The following is an 18,269-nucleotide window of genomic DNA, read 5'->3' as shown; positions in this document are numbered from 1 at the left end:
CACAACGCCATTATCCGGCCGGAAGAAACGATCATGCACGCCTATCGCTCCCACACCTGCGCCGCGCTTACCGCAGGCAACGTCGGTGAGACCGTCCGCCTGTCGGGCTGGGTCCATCGCAAGCGCGACCACGGCGGCGTGCTGTTCGTCGACCTGCGCGACCATTACGGCATCACCCAGATCGTCGCCGACAGCGATTCGCCGGCGCTGCCGACGCTCGAATCGCTGCGCGTCGAGTCGGTCGTCACGATCGACGGCGTGGTGAAGGCGCGCTCCGACGCGACGCAGAACCCCAATCTCGCCACCGGCGCGATCGAGGTGTTCGCGCAGGTCGCGACCGTGCAGAGCCACGCGCAGGAGCTGCCGATGCCGGTGGCGGGCGACGCCGAATATCCCGAGGATATCCGCCTGCGCTATCGCTTCCTCGACCTGCGCCGCGAGCGGCTCCACCAGAACATCATGCTGCGCTCGAAGGTGATCTCCTCGATCCGCCAACGGATGATCGGCCAGGGCTTCACCGAATTCCAGACGCCGATCCTCACCGCGTCGAGCCCCGAGGGCGCGCGCGACTATCTCGTCCCCAGCCGCGTCCATCCGGGCAAATTCTACGCGCTGCCGCAGGCGCCGCAGATGTTCAAGCAGCTCCTGATGGTCGCCGGTTTCGACCGCTATTTCCAGATCGCGCCCTGCTTCCGCGACGAGGACGCGCGCGCCGACCGTAGCCCCGGCGAATTCTACCAGCTCGATTTCGAGATGAGCTACGTCACGCAGGAAGACGTCTTCCAGGCGATCGAGCCCGTCCTCCACGGCGTGTTCGAGGAATTTGCCGACTGGCAGGGCAAGGGCCGCACGGTCAGCGCGCTGCCGTTCAAGCGCATCCCCTATCGCGAATCGATGCTGAAATACGGCAACGACAAGCCCGACCTGCGCAACCCGATCCTGATCAGCGACGTCTCCGACCAGTTCGTCGGCTCGGGTTTCGGCCGCTTCGCCTCGATCGTCGAGGCCGGCGACGTCGTCCGCGCGATCCCCGCGCCCGGCACCGCCGACAAGAGCCGCAAGTTCTTCGACGACATGAACGCCTGGGCGCAAGGCGAGGGCTTCGCCGGCCTCGGTTATGCCACCCGCAAGGGCGGCGAATGGGGCGGCCCGATCGCCAAGAACCATGGCGAGGACAAGATGACCGCGATGGCCGATGCGCTCGGCCTCGGCCCGGACGACGGCCTGTTCTTCGCGGCCGGCAAGGAAGGGCAGGCGGCCAAGCTCGCCGGCCTCGCCCGCACCCGCGTCGCCGAGAGCCTCGGCCTGATCGACCAGAGCCGCTTCGAATTCTGCTGGATCGTCGATTTCCCGATGTTCGAGTATGACGAGGACAACAAGAAGGTCGACTTCAGCCACAACCCCTTCTCGATGCCGCAGGGCGAGATGGCGGCGCTGGAGACCAAGGACCCGCTCGACATCCTCGCCTATCAGTATGACATCGTCTGCAACGGCGTGGAGCTGTCGTCGGGCGCGATCCGGAACCACCGCCCGGAGATCATGTACAAGGCATTCGAGATCGCCGGCTATTCGCAGGCCGAGGTCGACACCAATTTCGCCGGCATGATCAACGCGTTCAAATTCGGCGCGCCGCCGCACGGCGGTTCGGCGCCGGGTATCGACCGGATCGTCATGCTGCTCGCCGACGAGCCCAACATTCGCGAGGTCATCGTCTTCCCGATGACGCAGAAGGCGGAGGATCTGATGATGGGCGCGCCCAATTTCGCGACGCCCAAGCAGCTCAAGGAACTCAACCTGCGCGTCGCGCCGCAGGCCGGTGCCGCCGCCGCCGACGTCGACAAGGCGGTCGCGCCCAAGGCCGGCTGATCGATCGGCCGACGGGTATCCTTGCGGTGCCCGTCGGCCGGACCGGCTCAGAACGCCCCGTGCACGCGCGCCCCGATCACGTTGGCGGGGCCGCGGTCGCGATTGTAGCCGGGATTGCCGATCCGCTGATAATCGAGCGTCAGCTCGAACCGACGGGTCGCGGCGAGCTTGTAGAAGGCCTCGCCGATATATTCGTCCCCCGGATGCGGCAGCCGGCCGTCGCCGACCAACACACCCAGCCCGCCCGCATCGAGATAGCGTTGATGCGCCGCGCTGATCCCGTTGACGATCAGCGCCGCCCCCACCGTGTCGACGGTACGGTGCCAGCCCGCACCTTTCAGCGACAGACCGAGCTGCGCCGTCCGGTCGATATCGGTGAAATCGTAGGGCTCGATCGCGCCATCGGCGACGCCGGCGCGCGCGAACAGCCCGAGCGTATCGGTGACCGCCTGTTCGCCGTTGACGCTCGCGCCGAGCCGCGTCCGCCGCGCCCGGACGAGTGCGGTGTCAGCATCGCCGCCGGTCGCCGCCGCCAGCGCCAGCGCATCGTCGAACCGGCCGAACCGCCCGCGGTTGCGGAACAGCGTCAGCCGCAGCGCGCCGTCGTGGCCGCCGATGCGGTGGCGGCGCTCGATCTCGCCATCGACTTGATATTGCCGGAAGCGCGTCTCCAGCGTCTCGCCATTGGGCACCTTCGACAGGTTGAACAGGCCGAGCCGCAGCGTCCAGTCGCCGCGATACAATTCGCCCGCGATCCCGGTCGAATAGCCCCAGGCATCCGCGGCATAATCGAAACTGCCCGCATCCACCGCCGACCAGTTGAGGAAGTCGCTGCGCGGATCGTGCGCATAGCTGTTGGTGTCGAACACGTCGCCGACGCCGAACTTGCCCGCGGTCAGCACCAGCCGGTCGCTGTCGCGCGTGCCGGCGAGCTGGTTCATCGCGCCGGCCACCGCCTCGCGCCCGCCGCCCAGCCCGATCGTCTGGTGGAAGAACAGCCGCTGCAGCCGGAGATACGGGCTCTTGCGTCCGACCTTATACGCCTCAGCGCTCGGGAAGCCCGCGGCGCCCAGCGTGTTGGACAGGCCGAACCCCTGGTCGATCTCCGGATTGATCCAGAGTTCGCCGCCGCGCCAGGGCCGCACCCCGGCATAGAGCGTGACGTCGACCGTCTCCTTGATCTGCCGCGGCGTCAGGCTGTTCGTCCCCTGATAGGGCGAAGCGAAGCCGGGCGTGCCCTGCAGCACGCCGGTCGCCTGGCCGTGGATCGCCCAATCCTGATCTGCCACCGCGGACTCGGCGATCGTTTGCGCCCGTGCCGGGGCGTGGAGGGTCAGGCCGGCGAGCGCGCAGGCGCCCGCCAGCAGGGTTGCGATACGAGTCATGTTGGTCCCCCTAGGCGCGCTTGATTACAATTGGCGGGTCAGCGCGAGCTGGCCGATACGGATCAGCACCAGCCCGCCGGCGACGGCGAGGTAGAGGCGCAGCACCGTCAGCCACGCTTTCTCGCCCCGCCGCAGCGTCGCCGGGGCCAGCGCGTCGAGCGGCGGCATCCTCCAGTCGTCGCGACCGGTGCGATCGATCGGCGCGGCACGGACCGGCGCGACCAATTGCTGCACGCCCCATCCGAGCAGTGCGATGCCCAGCCCGCCGCCGAGGATCGACAGCATCGCGCCCGCGCCGAGGTCCGGCACCAGCACCGATGCGGTCAGGATCACCGACAGCAGCACCAGCACCGCGATCACCGCCCCGGTGAACAGGTTGAGCCAGCGGCCGTTGCGCCATGGCCCCAGCACCGCCTTGTCGTTGCACAGCAGCAGCAGGAACACCGTCGCGCTCGGCAGCAGCACGCCCGCCAGCGACTGCACCGCATTGGTCAGCAGCCCCAGCGGCGTTCCCGGGATCAGCACCAGCGCCGCCGCCACTGCGATCAGCCCGGCGAAGACGAGGTAGAAGGCGATCGAATCGCGGGGCGAGCGGTGCAGCGAATGGCGGATGCCGAACGTGTCGCCGATCGCATAAGCGGTGCTCAGCGACACCGCCGACGCGCCGATGATGGAGGCGTCGATCAGTGCCACGGCGAACAGCACGCCCATCAGCCGCCCGCCGTGCGCCGCGATGCCGCGCGCCACCGCGCCGGCGTCGGTGAAATGACCGGCCCCGGCAGTCCCGGCAAAGGCGGCGGCGGTGAACGCCATCATCGCGACCCCGCCGGCGATGACGACGGCGATGCCGACCCACAAATCGATGCGGCTATAGGCCATGAACCGCGGCCCGATCCGTTTGTCGATCAGATAGCTCTGCTGGAAGAACAGCTGCCACGGCGCCACCGTCGTGCCGACGATCGCGATGATCAGCAGCATCACCTCCGACAGCCTGCCGTGCGCGGGCAGGCCGGGGATGAGCACGTCATGGGCGATCTGCCCGGCCGGCGGATGGATGGTCAGCGCGACCGGGATCAGCAGCAGCGACCCGAACACCAGCACCATCATGAACCGCTCGAAGCGGCGGAAGCTGCCGGTGCTCGCCGCCGCGACGATCAGCACCGCCGCCACCGCGACGCCCGCCACCTTGGGCACGCCGAGATGATCGAGCCCCAATGTGATGCCGATGAACTCGGTGACGATCGTCAACGCGTTGAGCAGGAAGAGATCGATGACGCTGAACGCGCCCCAGAAGCGGCCGAACCGCTGGAAGATCAGCCGGGCGTGACCGACCCCGGTCACCGCGCCCAGCCGCAGCACCATCTCCTGGTTGACGTAGAGCACCGGCACCAGCAGCAGCAGCGTCCAGAGCAGGCTGGTGCCGTAATTCTGCCCGGCCTGCGTATAGGTGCCGAACGCACCGGCGTCGTTGTCGCCGACCATCACGATCAGGCCGGGACCGATGATCGCGGCCAATGTCAGCAGCTTGCGCCGCCAGGTCGGGCGGGTGCCGGTATCGTCCCGGGCGATCGTGCCGAAGGCGCCGATGATGTCGCCGAGATGGGCGTCGTCGAGATGGGCGGTGGCGCGCGGCGGCGCCCCGTTTAATGCGAGGTTGGTCATGGCACGATCTCCGCGTGCGTCGTTCGATAAGGCGGCGAGGGGGGAGGGGCGGCGCTCAGGCCGCCGCGGTTCGCCGCTCGCGCAGGTCGCGGTCGTGCTGCAGGCGGCACGCGGCCAGCCGGATGCGACGGTTGAGCGGCTCGCTACGGCCGGCATCGGCGCGCGGATGGGCGCGTCGTATCGATAGGATCATGGCGACCTCCTTGGTCCGGATAATTGGGTCCGGCCGGGAGGGACGCCGCCGCGCTCAGGCGGTGGGCGTGCGCTCCCCGACCGGGGCATGTCCGACGACGTGGATCAGTGGAGCGGCGCTCCTACTGTCCCCTTCGCTGGACACGGGCGTAGATCGGGGTTTCATCATCGTCCTTCGTCTGGCGAGCGGGAGATCCGCTCTGTCGACTCGCGTCCACCGCGATGCCGATGGACGCCACATACCCCTCCGGAGTATAGGTTCAAGTCCAAATGGAGCATGCATGAGCCACGTCGAAAAAGAGAAGAAGAAGCTGCTCAACCGGCTGGCCCGGCTGCGCGGACAGATCGCCGCGATCGAGCGCGCCGTCACCGAGGATCGCGAATGTGCGCGGGTGCTGCAACAGGCGACGGCGTGCCGCGGCGCGCTCGACGGTTTCATCGCCGAGGTGATCGAGGATCATATCCGCGAACATCTCGTCGACCCCGCCGCCGCCGACGACAGTCCCCGGCGCCGCGCCGCCGACGAACTGATCGACATCGTCCACGCGTACCTGACGTGAGCGGCTGATTGAGCAAGCGACGATTGCGGATCGCAACTCACAGCTCAAGGTTTTCGTTTTTGTAACAGAATCGGAAATCGTTCTCGTGCAGGATCTTGCAAGGCATATGCTCCAACATCCCAGAATAACTGCCTTCGCACCTATACAGGTTTAACCTTTCGTTATCGTTTGTTACGGCAATCGCGCCCCGGTTAACTCGAACCGGGGGCGGTAGAATGCGTAAATGGGTATATCTTCTGGCAGCGGCTGGCTGCGCAGGAGCGATCGGCCATGCCGAGGCGCAGGGGTTGCGGGGGCTGGCGCCGACGACCAAGCAAGGCGAACAGGACAAGGCCAAGCCGGCCGTGGCGGAAAATACCTCGGACATCGTCGTCACCGCGACGCGGCGTTCGCAGCGATTGTCGAACGTGCCGATCGCCGTGAGCGCCTACGGTACCACCGCGCTCCGTCATTCGGGTGCGACGGATATCCGTCAGATGGCGCAGCTCGTGCCGTCGCTCCTGGTCACCTCTACCGGCTCGGAAGCCAATGCCACCGCGCGCCTGCGCGGCATCGGTACGGTCGGTGACAATCCCGGACTGGAAAGCTCGGTCGCGGTATTCATCGACGGCGTCTACCGCAACCGCACCGGCTCGGGCCTCAACGATCTCGGCGAGATCGAGCGGATCGAGGTCCTGCGCGGTCCGCAGGGCACTTTGTCCGGCCGCAATTCGTCTGCCGGCGCGATCAGCATCTACACTAAATATCCGGCATTCGACTTCGGCGGCTATGGCGAGGCGAGCTACGGCAATTACAATGCGGTACGGCTCGCCGGCGGTCTGACCGGCCCGATCGTCAAGGACGTTCTCGCATTCCGCATCGACGGCGTAATCGGCAAGCGCGACGGCTTCCTGTACGACGTCGTCAACAAGACTGATTTCAACGACCGCAACCGCTATTTCGCGCGCGGCCAGCTGTTCTTCAAGCCGAGCACGGACCTGTCGCTACGCGTGATCGGCGATTACACCTATCGCAAGGAAAAATGCTGCGGCGCGGTCTACATGGACACACGCGAAAAGCTCGATCCGACGCGCGGTGTACCGGGTGACTTCGTCTATGCGCCGCAAAACCGCGTCGTCTCGGTCTTGCAGGGCCTCGGGGCGGTGCTGCCGAGCGCGGGCAATCCCTACAACCGCCAGATCGCCCAGACGCCGGGGCGCGCCTATGCCAATGTCGTCAAGGATTACGGCATCTCGTCGCGCATCGGCTGGATGATCGGTGGCGTGCAGCTCATTTCGATCAGCGCCTATCGCGAATATAAGGCGGGCGACGCGGGCGATCCCGACTATGGCAATCTCGACCTGTCCTATCGCGCGGATGACGGCAATGCCTACCGCCGTTTCCGTACCTACACGCACGAAACCCGGCTCAGCGGCGGCCTGTTCGACAATCACCTCGACTGGCTCGTCGGCGGATATTTCGCGCACGAGCGGCTCGAGGTGTCGGACAATTTCAAGTTCGGCAGCCAGTTCGGCAAGACCGCGACGTGCACCATCATCGCCCGCTTCGCACCGGTCCAGGCCTATCGCGATCCGGCCCGACCCGGCTGTCTGAGCGATCGCGGTCGCGCGGCGATAGGGCAGGCGCTCGGCCAGGACTTCGTCCGCGGGTTCGAAACGCTCGGCACCGCCAACAATGTCGGCACGACGCGCGATCTGTTCGCCCAGTCGAGCACCAATTTCGCATTCTTCACGCACAACATCTACCGCATCACCAACACGCTCAGCGTCACCGGCGGCCTGCGTTACACGAACGAGCACAAGGTTCTCGACGCGGCGCTCAACAGCAACAATTTCGTCTGCCAAGCGCAGCAGGCGGCGCTGGGCAGCTATCTCGGCGACGGCAACGTCACGCGGCGCAGCGCGGCGGGGCTGCTCATCGGCTATGCATGCGCGGGCAATTCCGGGGGCGGCCTCAACGGCGTGCCGCTGCACGATTCGCTAAACGAGGGCCAGTTCACCGGCACCGCGGTGCTGTCGTGGCAGGCGACGCCGAGCACATTGCTCTATGGCTCCTATGCGCGCGGCTACAAAGCGGGCGGCTACAATCTCGCCCGTTCCGGCCTCGTCCCCGGTCGCATCCGGGCGTCCAACCTGCGCTTCGATCCGGAGACGGTGCAGGCCTATGAACTCGGCGTCAAATACAGCACCGAGAAGTTCAGTGCGAATCTCGCCGGCTTCCGCTCGAGTTTCCGCAACTTCCAGCTCAACACGTTCAACGGCACGGCGTTCGTCGTACAGAATATCGGCAGTTGCGCCGATTCGCTCGGCGGGGCGGATCGCGACGAATCGTCGACGACCGGTGCCTGCCCGGGCAAGATCGGGCCGGGTGTCGTGACCCAGGGATTCGAGATCGAGGCCGGTGCCTATCCGACGCCGGACGTCACCTTCAATCTTGGCTACACCTACGCCCATACGCAATATCGCGACGATCTGGTGGGCGGCGCGTCGGGCGCACCGTTGAGCTCCAGCCTCTTCATGCTGCCGGGCAATCAGATGTCGAACGCGCCGCGGCACGTGGTCACCAGTTCGGCGACGTGGACGCCGGCGATCGGCCATGACGGGCTGACCGGCCTGTTCTACGTCGATAGCCGCCTGACCAGTGACTATAACACCGGCTCCGACCTGTTCGCCGAGAAGCGGCAGGACGGCTACATATTGGTCAACGCACGGATCGGCGTGCGCGGACGCGATCAGCGTTGGGCGGTGGAATTCTGGGGGCAGAATGTCTTGAACACCAATTATGAGCAGATCGCCGCGGCGGCCTATCTGCAGGGCACCGGCAGCCAGTCGCAGGTGCAGGCTTTCGGTTGGCCGCGTTATGAGGTCGGCAATGCGCTCACCACCGCCTATCTCGCCGAGCCGCGCACCTACGGCGTCACGCTCCGCTCACGCTTCTGACCTGCCCGGCGTAGCGGCGCGCTGCTCCTCGCGTCGCTGCGCCGGTCGATCCTGCCCGCACCACCCGGCTGTCGAACGGACTCCACATCTTTTTGGGCGTGACGAATGCGTCGCAGGCCAAGCCGGGGCCAAGTGGATCAGCGGAGCAACGCTCTTACTGTCCCCTGCGCCGGACACGGGCGTAGATCAGGGTTTGATCATCGTCCTTCGTCAGGCGAGCGGGTGTTTCGCTCCATCGACTCGACGTGATCGAGGATCATATCCGCGAACATCTCGTCGACCCCGCCGCCGTCGCCGACAGTCCCCGCCGGCGCCCCGCCGACGAACTGATCGACGTCGTCCACGCATGCCTGACGTGAGCTTGCAGACGCGTGGTATCGTCCAAAAATCTTACGGCCTCGCGCGAGGTCAACACTGTGACATCACCGCACAATGTGCTCAAGCCTCCCGTAATCCTCTATGACTCTATTATGGAATTAACCTTTCGTTAGAATTCACCCCGCATTCGCGCTGCTCCAACAGCGTAGCCGGGGGGTAACGAATCAATGCGAAAGTGGATGTTTCTAGTCGCGGCGGCGACCAGCGTGGGCGCGGTCGCGCCGGTTGATGCACAGGGATTGCGCGGCGTAGCGCCATCGCCGAAGCAGGGCGAGAGAGACAAGCCCGTCGCCGAGAATAGCACCGACATCATCGTGACGGCGACGCGCCGGTCACAACGTCTGTCGCAGGTGCCGATCACGGTCAACGCTTACGGCGCCAACGCACTGAGCCATTCCGGCGCCACCGATATCCGCCAAGCCTCGCAGCTTTCGTCGTCGCTCTCGGTGTCGTCGACCGGATCGGAGGCAAATGCAAGCGCGCGGCTGCGCGGCATCGGGACGATGGGCGACAATCCCGGACTGGAGAGTTCCGTCGCGGTGTTCATCGACGGCGTCTATCGCAATCGTACCGGATCAGGCCTTACCGATCTCGGCGAGGTCGAGCGGATCGAGGTGCTGCATGGTCCGCAGGGGACCCTGTCGGGCCGCAACGCCTCCGCAGGCGTGATCAGCATCTATAGTAAGTATACGGAATTCCAGTTCGGCGGCTTCGGCGAGGCGGGTTACGGCAATTACAATGCGGTTCGGCTTGTCGGTGGGCTTACCGGGCCGGTGATCAAGGATACGCTCGCGTTCCGGATCGACGGCTTGGTGAACAAGCGAGACGGTTTCTACCGCGACACCGTCAACGCCACCGATTATAACGATCGCAACCGCTACTTCCTGCGCGGCCAGTTGTTTTTCCGGCCGCAGCCCGATCTGTCGTTGCGACTGATCGGCGATTATACCTATCGCAACGAGAAATGCTGCGGCGCGGTCTATTACGATACGCATGCGAAGGTAGATCCCACGCCGAATGTGCCGGGCGACTATGCGATCGCGCCGAGCAATGGCGTGGTCACGATCATGAAGGAACTGGGTGGCCTATTCCCCAGCGACGGCCATCCCTATAATCGCCAGATCGCCCAGACGCCCGGCCGCGCCTACGGCAACGTCGTAAAGGATTATGGCGGCTCCGCACGTATCGGGTGGACGATCGGCGGCGTCCAGCTGATTTCAATCAGTGCCTATCGCGAGTACAAGGCGGGCGGCGCCGCCGATCTTGATTATAGCAACCTCGATCTGGTCTATCGCAGCGACGACGGCAACGCCTATCGGCAGTTCCACACCTTCACGCAGGAGACGCGGCTGAGTGGCGCGCTGTTCGGCAACCGGCTCGACTGGCTGGTCGGGGGCTATTTCGCCCATGAAACGCTCGACAATATCGACAATCTGAAGTTCGGTTCGCAATATGGTGCCTTCGCGGCCTGCCGCACGTTGGTCGCGATCAACAGCGCGTCGGGGTTGCGCGATCCGTCGGCGCCCGGTTGTCTTAGCCGCGCCGGCCGCGCGGCGCTGACGGCGAGGCTCGGTAAGGACATCGTCGGTGGCCTGGACCGGCTAGGCACGATCAACGACGTCGGTACCGTGCGTGACGCCTTTCGCCAGACGAGCGACAATTTCGCGTTCTTCACGCATAACATCTACCGTCTTACCGACACGCTCAGCCTGACCGGGGGGCTGCGCTACACCAATGAATACAAACGCCTGGCCGCCGATTTCAATAACAACAACGTCGCTTGCATCGAACAGCGCACGAATCTGCGCGCTGCCATGCGCAGCGACGATGGTACGCGCAGGCGTATCGCGCGTGCACTGAGTGACCTGAGCTGCGCCGGAAGCGCCACGCCGGCGCTCAACGGCATGCGGATCAACGATTCCATTCGCGAGGGGCAATTCACCGGCACGGCCGTCGTGTCGTGGCAGCCGCGGAGCAGCACGCTGCTCTACGGGTCCTATGCCCGTGGCTACAAGGCGGGCGGCTTCAACCTGACGCGGTTCGGCCTCACCAGGGCGGCCTACAATTCGTCGGCAGAGGCGGGACGTCAGCTACGCTTCGATCCGGAGACGGTGCAGGCCTATGAACTTGGCATCAAGTACAGCGTGCCAAAGTTCAGCGCCAGTCTTGCGGCTTTCCGCTCGGCCTTCCGCGACTTCCAGCTCAACACCTTCAGCGGCAACGCCTATGTCGTACAGAACGCCAGTGCGTGCAGCCATTCGCTTGCCGGTGCCGATCGCGATGAAGACTCCACGACTGGTGCCTGTTCGGGCAAGGTTCGCGCCGGTGTGATCACCCAGGGCATCGAACTGGATGCCGGTGCCTATCCGACGCCCGACCTCACCTTCAACCTCGGCTATACCTATGCGCATACGCAATACAGGGACGATCTGGTCGGTAGCGCGTCCGGCACGCCGCTGGCGGGAACGCTGTTCATGCTGCCGGGCAACCAGATGTCGAACGCGCCGCGCCACGTCGTGACGGGTTCGGCGACGTGGACGCCGGCGTTGGGTAGCCAGGGCCTGACCGGCCTGTTCTACGTCGATAGCCGGATGACCAGTGACTATAACACGGGCTCGGATCTGTTCCTCGAAAAGGCGCAGGACGGCTTCGTGCTCGTGAACGCGCGCATCGGCATCCGCGGTCGCAAGCAGCGCTGGGCGGTGGAATTCTGGGGCCAGAACCTCTTCGACGCCGATTATCAGCAGCTCGCTTTCACGCCCTATCTGCAAGGGACTGGCACTGCCTCTCACGTCCAGATGTTCGGCGCGCCCAAATATGCGACCGGCGATGCCGTCACCAGCGCCTACCTCGCCGAGCCGCGTACCTACGGCGTCACGCTCCGCTCGCGCTTCTGACCTGCCCGGCGTGGCGACGCGCGATTCCTTGCGTCGCCACGCCGGTCGGAACGGCCCGTACCACCCGGCTATCGAACGGACTCCACATCTTAGCGGCGCGACGAATGCGCCGCAGGTGCCAGCCGGGGCCGACGAGCAGCTATAATAGGAAAACCAACCCGTCGCTGGGACCGATCGGCGAGAGCATGGGCACCGACGGGGATGGTGGAAGCGACGGCGCCGTACGCCGGCGTCAATCCGCGACGTGAGATCGCTCTCATCCTGCCCCGAAGGAACGACGACCATGAAGATACCGCGCAAACTCGGCCTGTCCTTTCTGGCGATCAACGCGTCCGCCGCGGTCGTGATGCTGGTGTTCCTCGCCAACATCCTGTCGATCCAGCGCTCGACCGAGCGCAACAACGTCAGCCAGACGATCTACGCCAAGGCGCTGACGCTGGAGACGTCGATGCTGCGGCAGAACAGCCAGTTCCGCGGTTTCCTCGTCACCGGCGACCCCAGCTACCTCAAATCCTACGAAGAGGGGCGCAAGGAGTTCGACGACACCGCCGTCGATCTCCAGCGGCTGCTCACCGACCCGGTCAAGCTGGATCAGGTGCGCAGCGCCGATCGCGAGGCGCTCGCCTGGCGGCGCGACTGGGGCGACCGGCTGATCGGCTGGGTCAAGGCCGGCCGTCGCGAGGAGGCGGAGGCCGCGGTCCGGGCCGCCGGCGACAAGGTGCTGGTCAGCAAGGTCGCGCTGCCGCTGCGCGACCTGCGCAAGGCCGAGACCGAGGAGATGGAGCAGAACGCCGCCAGTCAGGATGGCGCGATCCGCACCGCGCTGATCACGCTGGTGATCGGTGGCATCGCGCTGATCGGGATCGCCATCACGCTCGCGATGATGCTGAGCCGCCAGCTCGCCCGGCCGATCACCGCGCTGACCGAGGCGATGGCCGATCTCGCCAGGGGGCGTCACGACATCGCGATCACCGCGACCGACCGGACCGACGAACTCGGCGACATGGCGCGGGCGGTGACCGTCTTCCGCGACGCCGCCAGGGCCAAGCTCGCCGACGACCGCGACCGCGATGCGGCACGCGAGACGATCGGCGTAGCGCTGCATCGTCTGGCGGAGGCTGATCTCACCGTCCGCATCACCGACGTGCCCGAGGCCTTCCAGAGCCTGTCGCGCGACTTCAACGGCGCCACCTCCAGCCTGTCGCGCGTGCTCGGCGAGGTCCGCGGCGGCGTGCTGGCGATCACGCACAATTCCGAGGAGATCAGCCGCGCGACGCTCGATCTGTCGCAGCGCACCGAACAGCAGGCGGCGGCGATCGAGCAATCCGCGGCGGCTCTCGACGAGGTGACCAAGTCGATCCGCGAGGGCGCCGGCGCGGCGATCGGCGCGAGCGGCTCGATGACCGAGACGCGCGGCGAGGCGGAGCGCGGCGGCGCGGTCGTCAAGGAGGCGATCGGCGCGATGCAGGGCATCGAGAAGGCGAGCAAGGAGATCGCCGAGATCATCAGCCTGATCGACGGCATCGCCTTCCAGACCAATCTCCTCGCCCTCAACGCAGGCGTCGAGGCGGCGCGCGCGGGCGATGCGGGCCGCGGCTTCGCCGTCGTCGCGCAGGAGGTGCGCGCGCTCGCCCAGCGCTCGGCCAATGCCGCCACCGAGGTGAAGAACAAGGTGACCTCCGCCTCCGTCCATATCCGCACCGGCGTCGATCTGGTCGATCAGACCGGCCAGGCGCTGGCGCGCATCATCGAGCGCGTCGGCACGGTCAGCGTCGCGATCGACGCGATCGCGACCTCCTCCGATCAGCAGGCCAAGAGCCTCGGCCAGATCAACGTCGCGATCAGCGAGATGGACACGATGACGCAGGAGAATGCCGCGATGGTCGAGGAGACCTCGGCGGCGGCGCGGCGGCTGGCGGAGGAGGCGGACCATCTCAACCAGTCGGTCGGCGCCTTCGTCATCGATCATGAACCGGCGCTCGCGGCACCGCCGCCGCCGCCGGTGCGGGTTCTAACCCCGTCGAAGCCCAAGGTCGGTCGCCTGCCCAAGGCGCCATCGCGTCCGCGCCTCGTCGCCAATGGCGATTGGGATACGTTTTGACCGTCCTGACCGGGATGATCGCCACGTCTGACGACGCCGCCGACCGCGGGCCGCTGCGACGGCAGGCCGCCGCGGTGCGCGAGATGGGATCGAGCTTCGTCGCCACCGTGCTGGAGGCGGCGGAGCGCCAGTTGCATCAGGCGCCACGCACTGCCGCGCTGATCGCCGCCTGGCCGCGCGACGTCGCCGCCGACGCGTTGGCGATGCGCTTCAACGCCGCGCTCCATGCGGTCGCGCGCGGCGAGACCTTGCCCGCGCTCGCCGCGCTGTACCGCGATCAGGCGGGCGACTTCGATCGCGTCATCGGCGAGGCGCTGGCGGTGGCCGACGACGTCATCGTCGAATGGATGCGCGACCCGCCGCAGACCAACGAGGTCGGCCGCACCGCGGCGATCATGGCGGCGCTGATGGTCGTGCGCGCGCATCACGACATGCCCTGCGACCTGCGCGAACTCGGCGCCAGCGCGGGACTCAACCTCAATCTCGATCGCTATGTCTACGACCTCGGCGGCCGCACCGTCGGCCTGGCGGGATCGCCGGTGCGCGTCGCGCCGGCGTGGCGCGGCGCGCCGCCGCCGGTTCGCCCGGTCGAGATCGTCTCGGCATGCGGCGTCGACCTGCGCCCGGTCGACATCGGCGATGCCGCCGCCCGCGCGCGGCTGATGGCCTATATCTGGGCGGACCAGCACGATCGCGCCGCGCGGCTCGCCGCGGCGCTGGCGATCGCCCGCGAACGGCCGCCGCAGGTCGATGCGGGCGACATCGCGCTCTGGCTGCCCGACCAGCTCGCCCGGCCGCAGCCGGAGGGGCGCTGCCGGATCATCGTCCATTCGATGGCGCTGCAATATCTTGATCCGGTCCGCCGCCAGACCGTCGAGGCGGCGTTCCGCGACGCGGGCGCGCGGGCCACCGCGACGCGCCCGCTCGCGCGCATCGGCTTCGAATGGACCACGCCGCGCGATGCCGTCCATTTGTCGCTGACCGTCTGGCCGGACGGCGCCACGCATCATCTCGCCACCTGTCACGCTTATGGCGCCTGGATCGACTGGCACGGCCCGACCGACTGACCGTCGCTATTTCTCGACGCATCGCTGAGCCGCACGCGCGACTGGTGCGTTCGACGCAGCGATGCCAAGGAGGATGCCGCGCGTGATCGATCTTGCCGACTTCGAGAAGACCAAGCCCTATAAGGGCCATTACAAACGCGATCTCGCCGCGTTGCAGGACCGGCTGGAGCGCATCCTCGTCGCGCATATCGTCCACGACCGCCGCGCCGTCGTGATGTTCGAGGGCTGGGACGCGGCGGGGAAGGGCGGCATCATCCAGCGCCTCACCGCCGACTGGGACCCGCGTCACTTCGCCGTCCACCCGATCGCCGCGCCGACCGACGAGGAAAAGGCGCACGACTTCCTGTGGCGGTTCGGCCGCGCGCTGCCCGCGCCCGGCGACATCGCGATCTTCGACCGCAGCTGGTACGGCCGCGTCCTCGTCGAGCGCGTCGAGGGCTATGCCAACGAGGCCGAGTGGCATCGCGCCTATGAGGAGATCAACGCCTTCGAGGCCGATCTGATCGCCGGCGGCACCACGCTGATCAAGCTGTTCGTCCACGTCTCTCAGGCCGAGCAGGACCGCCGGCTCGAGGACCGGCTCGACGACCCGTGGAAGCGCTGGAAGACCGGCCTCGACGACTATCGCAACCGCGCCCGCCGCGCCGATTATCTGGCGGCGATGCACGACATGTTCGCGCGCACCGACACCGGCGGCGCGCCGTGGACGGTGATCAACGGCAACGACAAGAAGGCCGCACGCATCCACGCGCTCACCGCGATCGCCGACCATCTCGAGGCGAACGTCGACATGACCCCGCCGGCGCTCGACCCGGAGGTGGAGCGCGTCGCGCGGGCGGCACTGGGCCTCGACTGACGGTTAGAAGCTCGCCTCGTCATAGACGCGCGACAGGTCGCCCGCCCATTCGCCGTGATAGCGGTCGAGAAGCACCTGCGCCGGCACCTTGCCCGATCGCACCACCTCGCGCAGCGGGTCGAGGAAGCCGGTCTCGTTGTCGCCCATGCCGTTGCCGCGGCCCCGCGCCGCAAGACCGGCGTGGGCGATGTCGAGCACCTGCCCGGCGATATCGCCGAGCCGCCCGCCACCTTGCAGTGGCGCGTCGAGGGCCAGCTTCGGCACCGCCGAGCGCAGCGCCTCGCGATCCTCCATCGACCAGTCCTTGACGAGGTCCCACGCCGCGTCGAGCGCGCCCTGGTCGTAGAGCAGCCCGACCCAGAAGGCGGGGAGGGCGCAGATCTTATTCCACGGCCCGCCATCGGCGCCGCGCATCTCGAGGAAGGTCTTGAGCCGCACCTCGGGAAAGGCGGTCGACAGGTGGTCGTTCCAGTCGTCGATGCTCGGCTTCTCGCCGGGCAGGACGCTGAGTTCGCCCTTGAGGAAGTCGCGGAACGACAGACCCGCAGCGTCGATATAGCGGCCGTCGCGATAGACGAAGTACATCGGCACATCGAGCATGTAATCGGCGTAGCGCTCGTAGCCGAAGCCGTCCTCGAACACGAACGGCAGCATGCCGGTGCGCGCCGGATCGGTGTCCGACCAGATATGGCTGCGATACGACAGGAAGCCGTTGGGCTTGCCCTCGGTGAACGGCGAATTGGCGAACAGCGCGGTCGCCATCGGCTGCAACGCAAGCCCGACGCGGAACTTCTTCACCATGTCGGCTTCCGAAGCATAGTCGAGGTTGACCTGGATCGTGCAGGTGCGCAGCATCATATCGAGCCCCATGCTGCCGACCCGCGGCATATGTCTCAGCATGATCGCATAGCGGCCCTTGGGCATGATCGGCAGCTCGTCGCGGCGCTTGTCCGGCCACATGCCGAGCCCGAGGAAGCCGATGCCGAGCTTCTCGCCCGCCGCCTTCACCTGCTCCAGATGCCGCCCCGTCTCGGCGCAGGTCTGGTGCAGATTGTCGAGCGGCGCGCCCGACAGTTCGAACTGGCCCGCCGGCTCGAGGCTGACGCTGCCGTCGGCGCCGTTGAGCGCGATGATCTTGCCGCCTTCCTCGACCGGCTGCCAGCCATATTGCTGGAGCTCGTTAAGCAGGTCGCGGATGCCGCCCGGCTCGTCCCAGCTCGGCGCGGCATGATCGCTCTGGCGATAGACGAATTTCTCGTGTTCGGTGCCGATCCGCCAGCGGTCGGCGGGCTTCTCGCCACGCGCGAAATGCGCGATCAGCTGGTCGCGCGACTCGATGATGGGCGAGGTCGTGGCGCTCTCGGTCTTGGTCGTCATGATCGCGCCCTTACGCGGGGATGAACGGCGGCGCCAGTCAGTCTTCCTGCCAGTCCCCGCAAGCCGCCATCCATAAGGAAACCGCCGCCGCCGCGGCGGTATCCGCACGCAGGATGCGCGGGCCGAGGCCGATCCCCACCGCCTGCGGCAACGCACGGATCGCGGCCCGTTCCTCCTCGGTGAAGCCGCCCTCCGGCCCGATCAGAATCGCCGCCGGCCCGCGCCGCGCGCGCATCGCCGCGAAGGCGGGCAGCCCGCCGGTCTCGTCGGCGAAGAACAGCGTCCGCTCCGCCGGCCAGTCGCGCAGCAGCGCCGCCAGCTTCAGCGACTCGGCGAGCACGGGCAAAGCGGTCCGCGCGCATTGCTCCGCCGCCTCGATCATATGACTGCGCAGCCGGTCGAGCTTGGGCCGGTCGACGATCGTCCGCTGCGTCACCACCGGCACCAGCCGGTCGACGCCCAGTTCGCACGCTTTCTCGACCAGCCAGTCGATCCGCCCCTTCTTGAGCGGCGCCGCGCACAGCCACAGATCGGGCACCGGCTCACGCGGCCGCAACCGTGTCGACACGTCGACAATCAGCTCGCGTTTGCCGACGCTGGCGGCCGTCGCGAGCCATTCGCCGGTGACGTCGTCGAACACTTTCACCGGATCGCCGGGCGCCATCCGCATCACCGCGACGAGATAATGCGCCGCCGGTCCGTCGATGCGCAGCGGCCCCGGTGCCAGCTCGGTCTCGACGAACAGCCGCGGCGTCGATTGCGGCGGCCAGGCAGGGGTGGCGGTCATGATCCTCTTTTGCGGCGTTGCCGCGCCCATAATTTGCGTGCGACGATCCAGGCCAGCAACGCCGCCGCCGCCACCGCGACGACCGCGACGGTGATCACGCCGGCGACGCGCAGGATCGCCCAGAAGAGCGCCTCCACGAACCGTCCCACCGCTACCGACAACCCGATCATCCATTGCGATTGCCGCAAGTCCGCCGCGATAG

The 18,269-nt window shown here is 66.9% G+C and carries 14 protein-coding genes; 8 read left to right on the top strand and 6 right to left on the bottom strand.

Annotation, left to right across the window (positions count from 1 at the left end):
- Nucleotides 1-33 precede the first annotated feature (33 nt).
- The gene (gene aspS / locus AC07U4_RS02830) at nucleotides 34-1,866 is read left to right on the top strand and encodes an aspartate--tRNA ligase (protein WP_495194367.1); all 1,833 of its coding nucleotides are present in this window, start codon (nucleotides 34-36) and stop codon (nucleotides 1,864-1,866) included.
- A 47-nt stretch (nucleotides 1,867-1,913) separates the two neighbouring features.
- Here aspS and AC07U4_RS02825 read toward each other — a convergent pair whose 3' ends face one another.
- The 3 genes from AC07U4_RS02825 to AC07U4_RS02815 are packed head-to-tail and all read right to left on the bottom strand — an operon-like array spanning nucleotide 1,914 to nucleotide 5,106.
- Nucleotides 1,914-3,251, bottom strand: a complete 1,338-nt coding sequence (locus AC07U4_RS02825) for a carbohydrate porin (protein ID WP_495194366.1) — start codon at nucleotides 3,249-3,251, stop codon at nucleotides 1,914-1,916.
- Nucleotides 3,252-3,275: 24 nt separating this feature from the next.
- On the bottom strand, nucleotides 3,276-4,913 hold the full coding sequence (locus AC07U4_RS02820; protein ID WP_495194365.1) for an NRAMP family divalent metal transporter: 1,638 nt from the start codon (nucleotides 4,911-4,913) through the stop codon (nucleotides 3,276-3,278).
- Between the two features lie 55 nt (nucleotides 4,914-4,968).
- Entirely contained in the window at nucleotides 4,969-5,106 is a 138-nt protein-coding gene (locus AC07U4_RS02815) for a hypothetical protein (RefSeq protein ID WP_495194364.1), read from the bottom strand.
- Between the two features lie 280 nt (nucleotides 5,107-5,386).
- Here AC07U4_RS02815 and AC07U4_RS02810 point away from each other — a divergent pair, with 280 nt between their 5' ends.
- From AC07U4_RS02810 to AC07U4_RS02780, 7 genes are all read left to right on the top strand, one after another.
- Nucleotides 5,387-5,665, top strand: coding sequence for a metal/formaldehyde-sensitive transcriptional repressor (locus AC07U4_RS02810; RefSeq protein WP_038659480.1), 279 nt, complete (start codon nucleotides 5,387-5,389; stop codon nucleotides 5,663-5,665).
- 215 nt (nucleotides 5,666-5,880) lie between these two features.
- Nucleotides 5,881-8,604: a TonB-dependent receptor gene (locus tag AC07U4_RS02805; protein ID WP_495194363.1), complete on the top strand. Its 2,724-nt coding sequence runs from the start codon at nucleotides 5,881-5,883 to the stop codon at nucleotides 8,602-8,604.
- Nucleotides 8,605-8,849: 245 nt separating this feature from the next.
- On the top strand, nucleotides 8,850-8,963 hold the full coding sequence (locus AC07U4_RS02800) for a metal-sensitive transcriptional regulator (protein ID WP_495194362.1): 114 nt from the start codon (nucleotides 8,850-8,852) through the stop codon (nucleotides 8,961-8,963).
- A 186-nt stretch (nucleotides 8,964-9,149) separates the two neighbouring features.
- The gene (locus AC07U4_RS02795; protein WP_495194361.1) at nucleotides 9,150-11,879 is read left to right on the top strand and encodes a TonB-dependent receptor; all 2,730 of its coding nucleotides are present in this window, start codon (nucleotides 9,150-9,152) and stop codon (nucleotides 11,877-11,879) included.
- A gap of 283 nt (nucleotides 11,880-12,162) precedes the next feature.
- Nucleotides 12,163-13,980 carry a HAMP domain-containing methyl-accepting chemotaxis protein gene (locus AC07U4_RS02790; protein ID WP_495194360.1) on the top strand — a complete coding sequence of 606 codons (1,818 nt, stop codon included), beginning with the start codon at nucleotides 12,163-12,165 and terminating at the stop codon, nucleotides 13,978-13,980.
- Nucleotides 13,977-15,047 (top strand): DUF2332 domain-containing protein, encoded by a 1,071-nt coding sequence (locus AC07U4_RS02785; RefSeq protein ID WP_495194359.1) that lies wholly within the window; start codon nucleotides 13,977-13,979, stop codon nucleotides 15,045-15,047. The genes AC07U4_RS02790 and AC07U4_RS02785 overlap by 4 nt, the downstream gene beginning before the upstream one ends.
- Before the next feature lie 73 nt (nucleotides 15,048-15,120).
- The gene (locus AC07U4_RS02780; protein ID WP_495194358.1) at nucleotides 15,121-15,903 is read left to right on the top strand and encodes a polyphosphate kinase 2 family protein; all 783 of its coding nucleotides are present in this window, start codon (nucleotides 15,121-15,123) and stop codon (nucleotides 15,901-15,903) included.
- A 3-nt stretch (nucleotides 15,904-15,906) separates the two neighbouring features.
- On the opposite strand, the gene AC07U4_RS02775 is transcribed toward AC07U4_RS02780, so the two are convergent.
- Genes AC07U4_RS02775 through AC07U4_RS02765 form a run of 3 tightly spaced genes read right to left on the bottom strand, consistent with a single transcriptional unit; the run spans nucleotide 15,907 to nucleotide 18,237 of the window.
- Nucleotides 15,907-17,280: a glutamate--cysteine ligase gene (locus tag AC07U4_RS02775; protein WP_495194357.1), complete on the bottom strand. Its 1,374-nt coding sequence runs from the start codon at nucleotides 17,278-17,280 to the stop codon at nucleotides 15,907-15,909.
- Nucleotides 17,281-17,317: 37 nt separating this feature from the next.
- The gene (locus tag AC07U4_RS02770; RefSeq protein WP_495194356.1) at nucleotides 17,318-18,067 is read right to left on the bottom strand and encodes a 16S rRNA (uracil(1498)-N(3))-methyltransferase; all 750 of its coding nucleotides are present in this window, start codon (nucleotides 18,065-18,067) and stop codon (nucleotides 17,318-17,320) included.
- The gene (locus tag AC07U4_RS02765) at nucleotides 18,064-18,237 is read right to left on the bottom strand and encodes a hypothetical protein (protein WP_169742517.1); all 174 of its coding nucleotides are present in this window, start codon (nucleotides 18,235-18,237) and stop codon (nucleotides 18,064-18,066) included. Before AC07U4_RS02765 ends, AC07U4_RS02770 begins: the two co-directional genes overlap by 4 nt.
- Nucleotides 18,238-18,269: the final 32 nt, after the last annotated feature.

The organism is Sphingomonas sp. GW821-FHT02B09 (assembly GCF_059421875.1).
The sequence above is the reverse complement of the archived record's forward strand: the minus strand, read 5'-3'. Positions and strand labels throughout refer to the sequence as shown.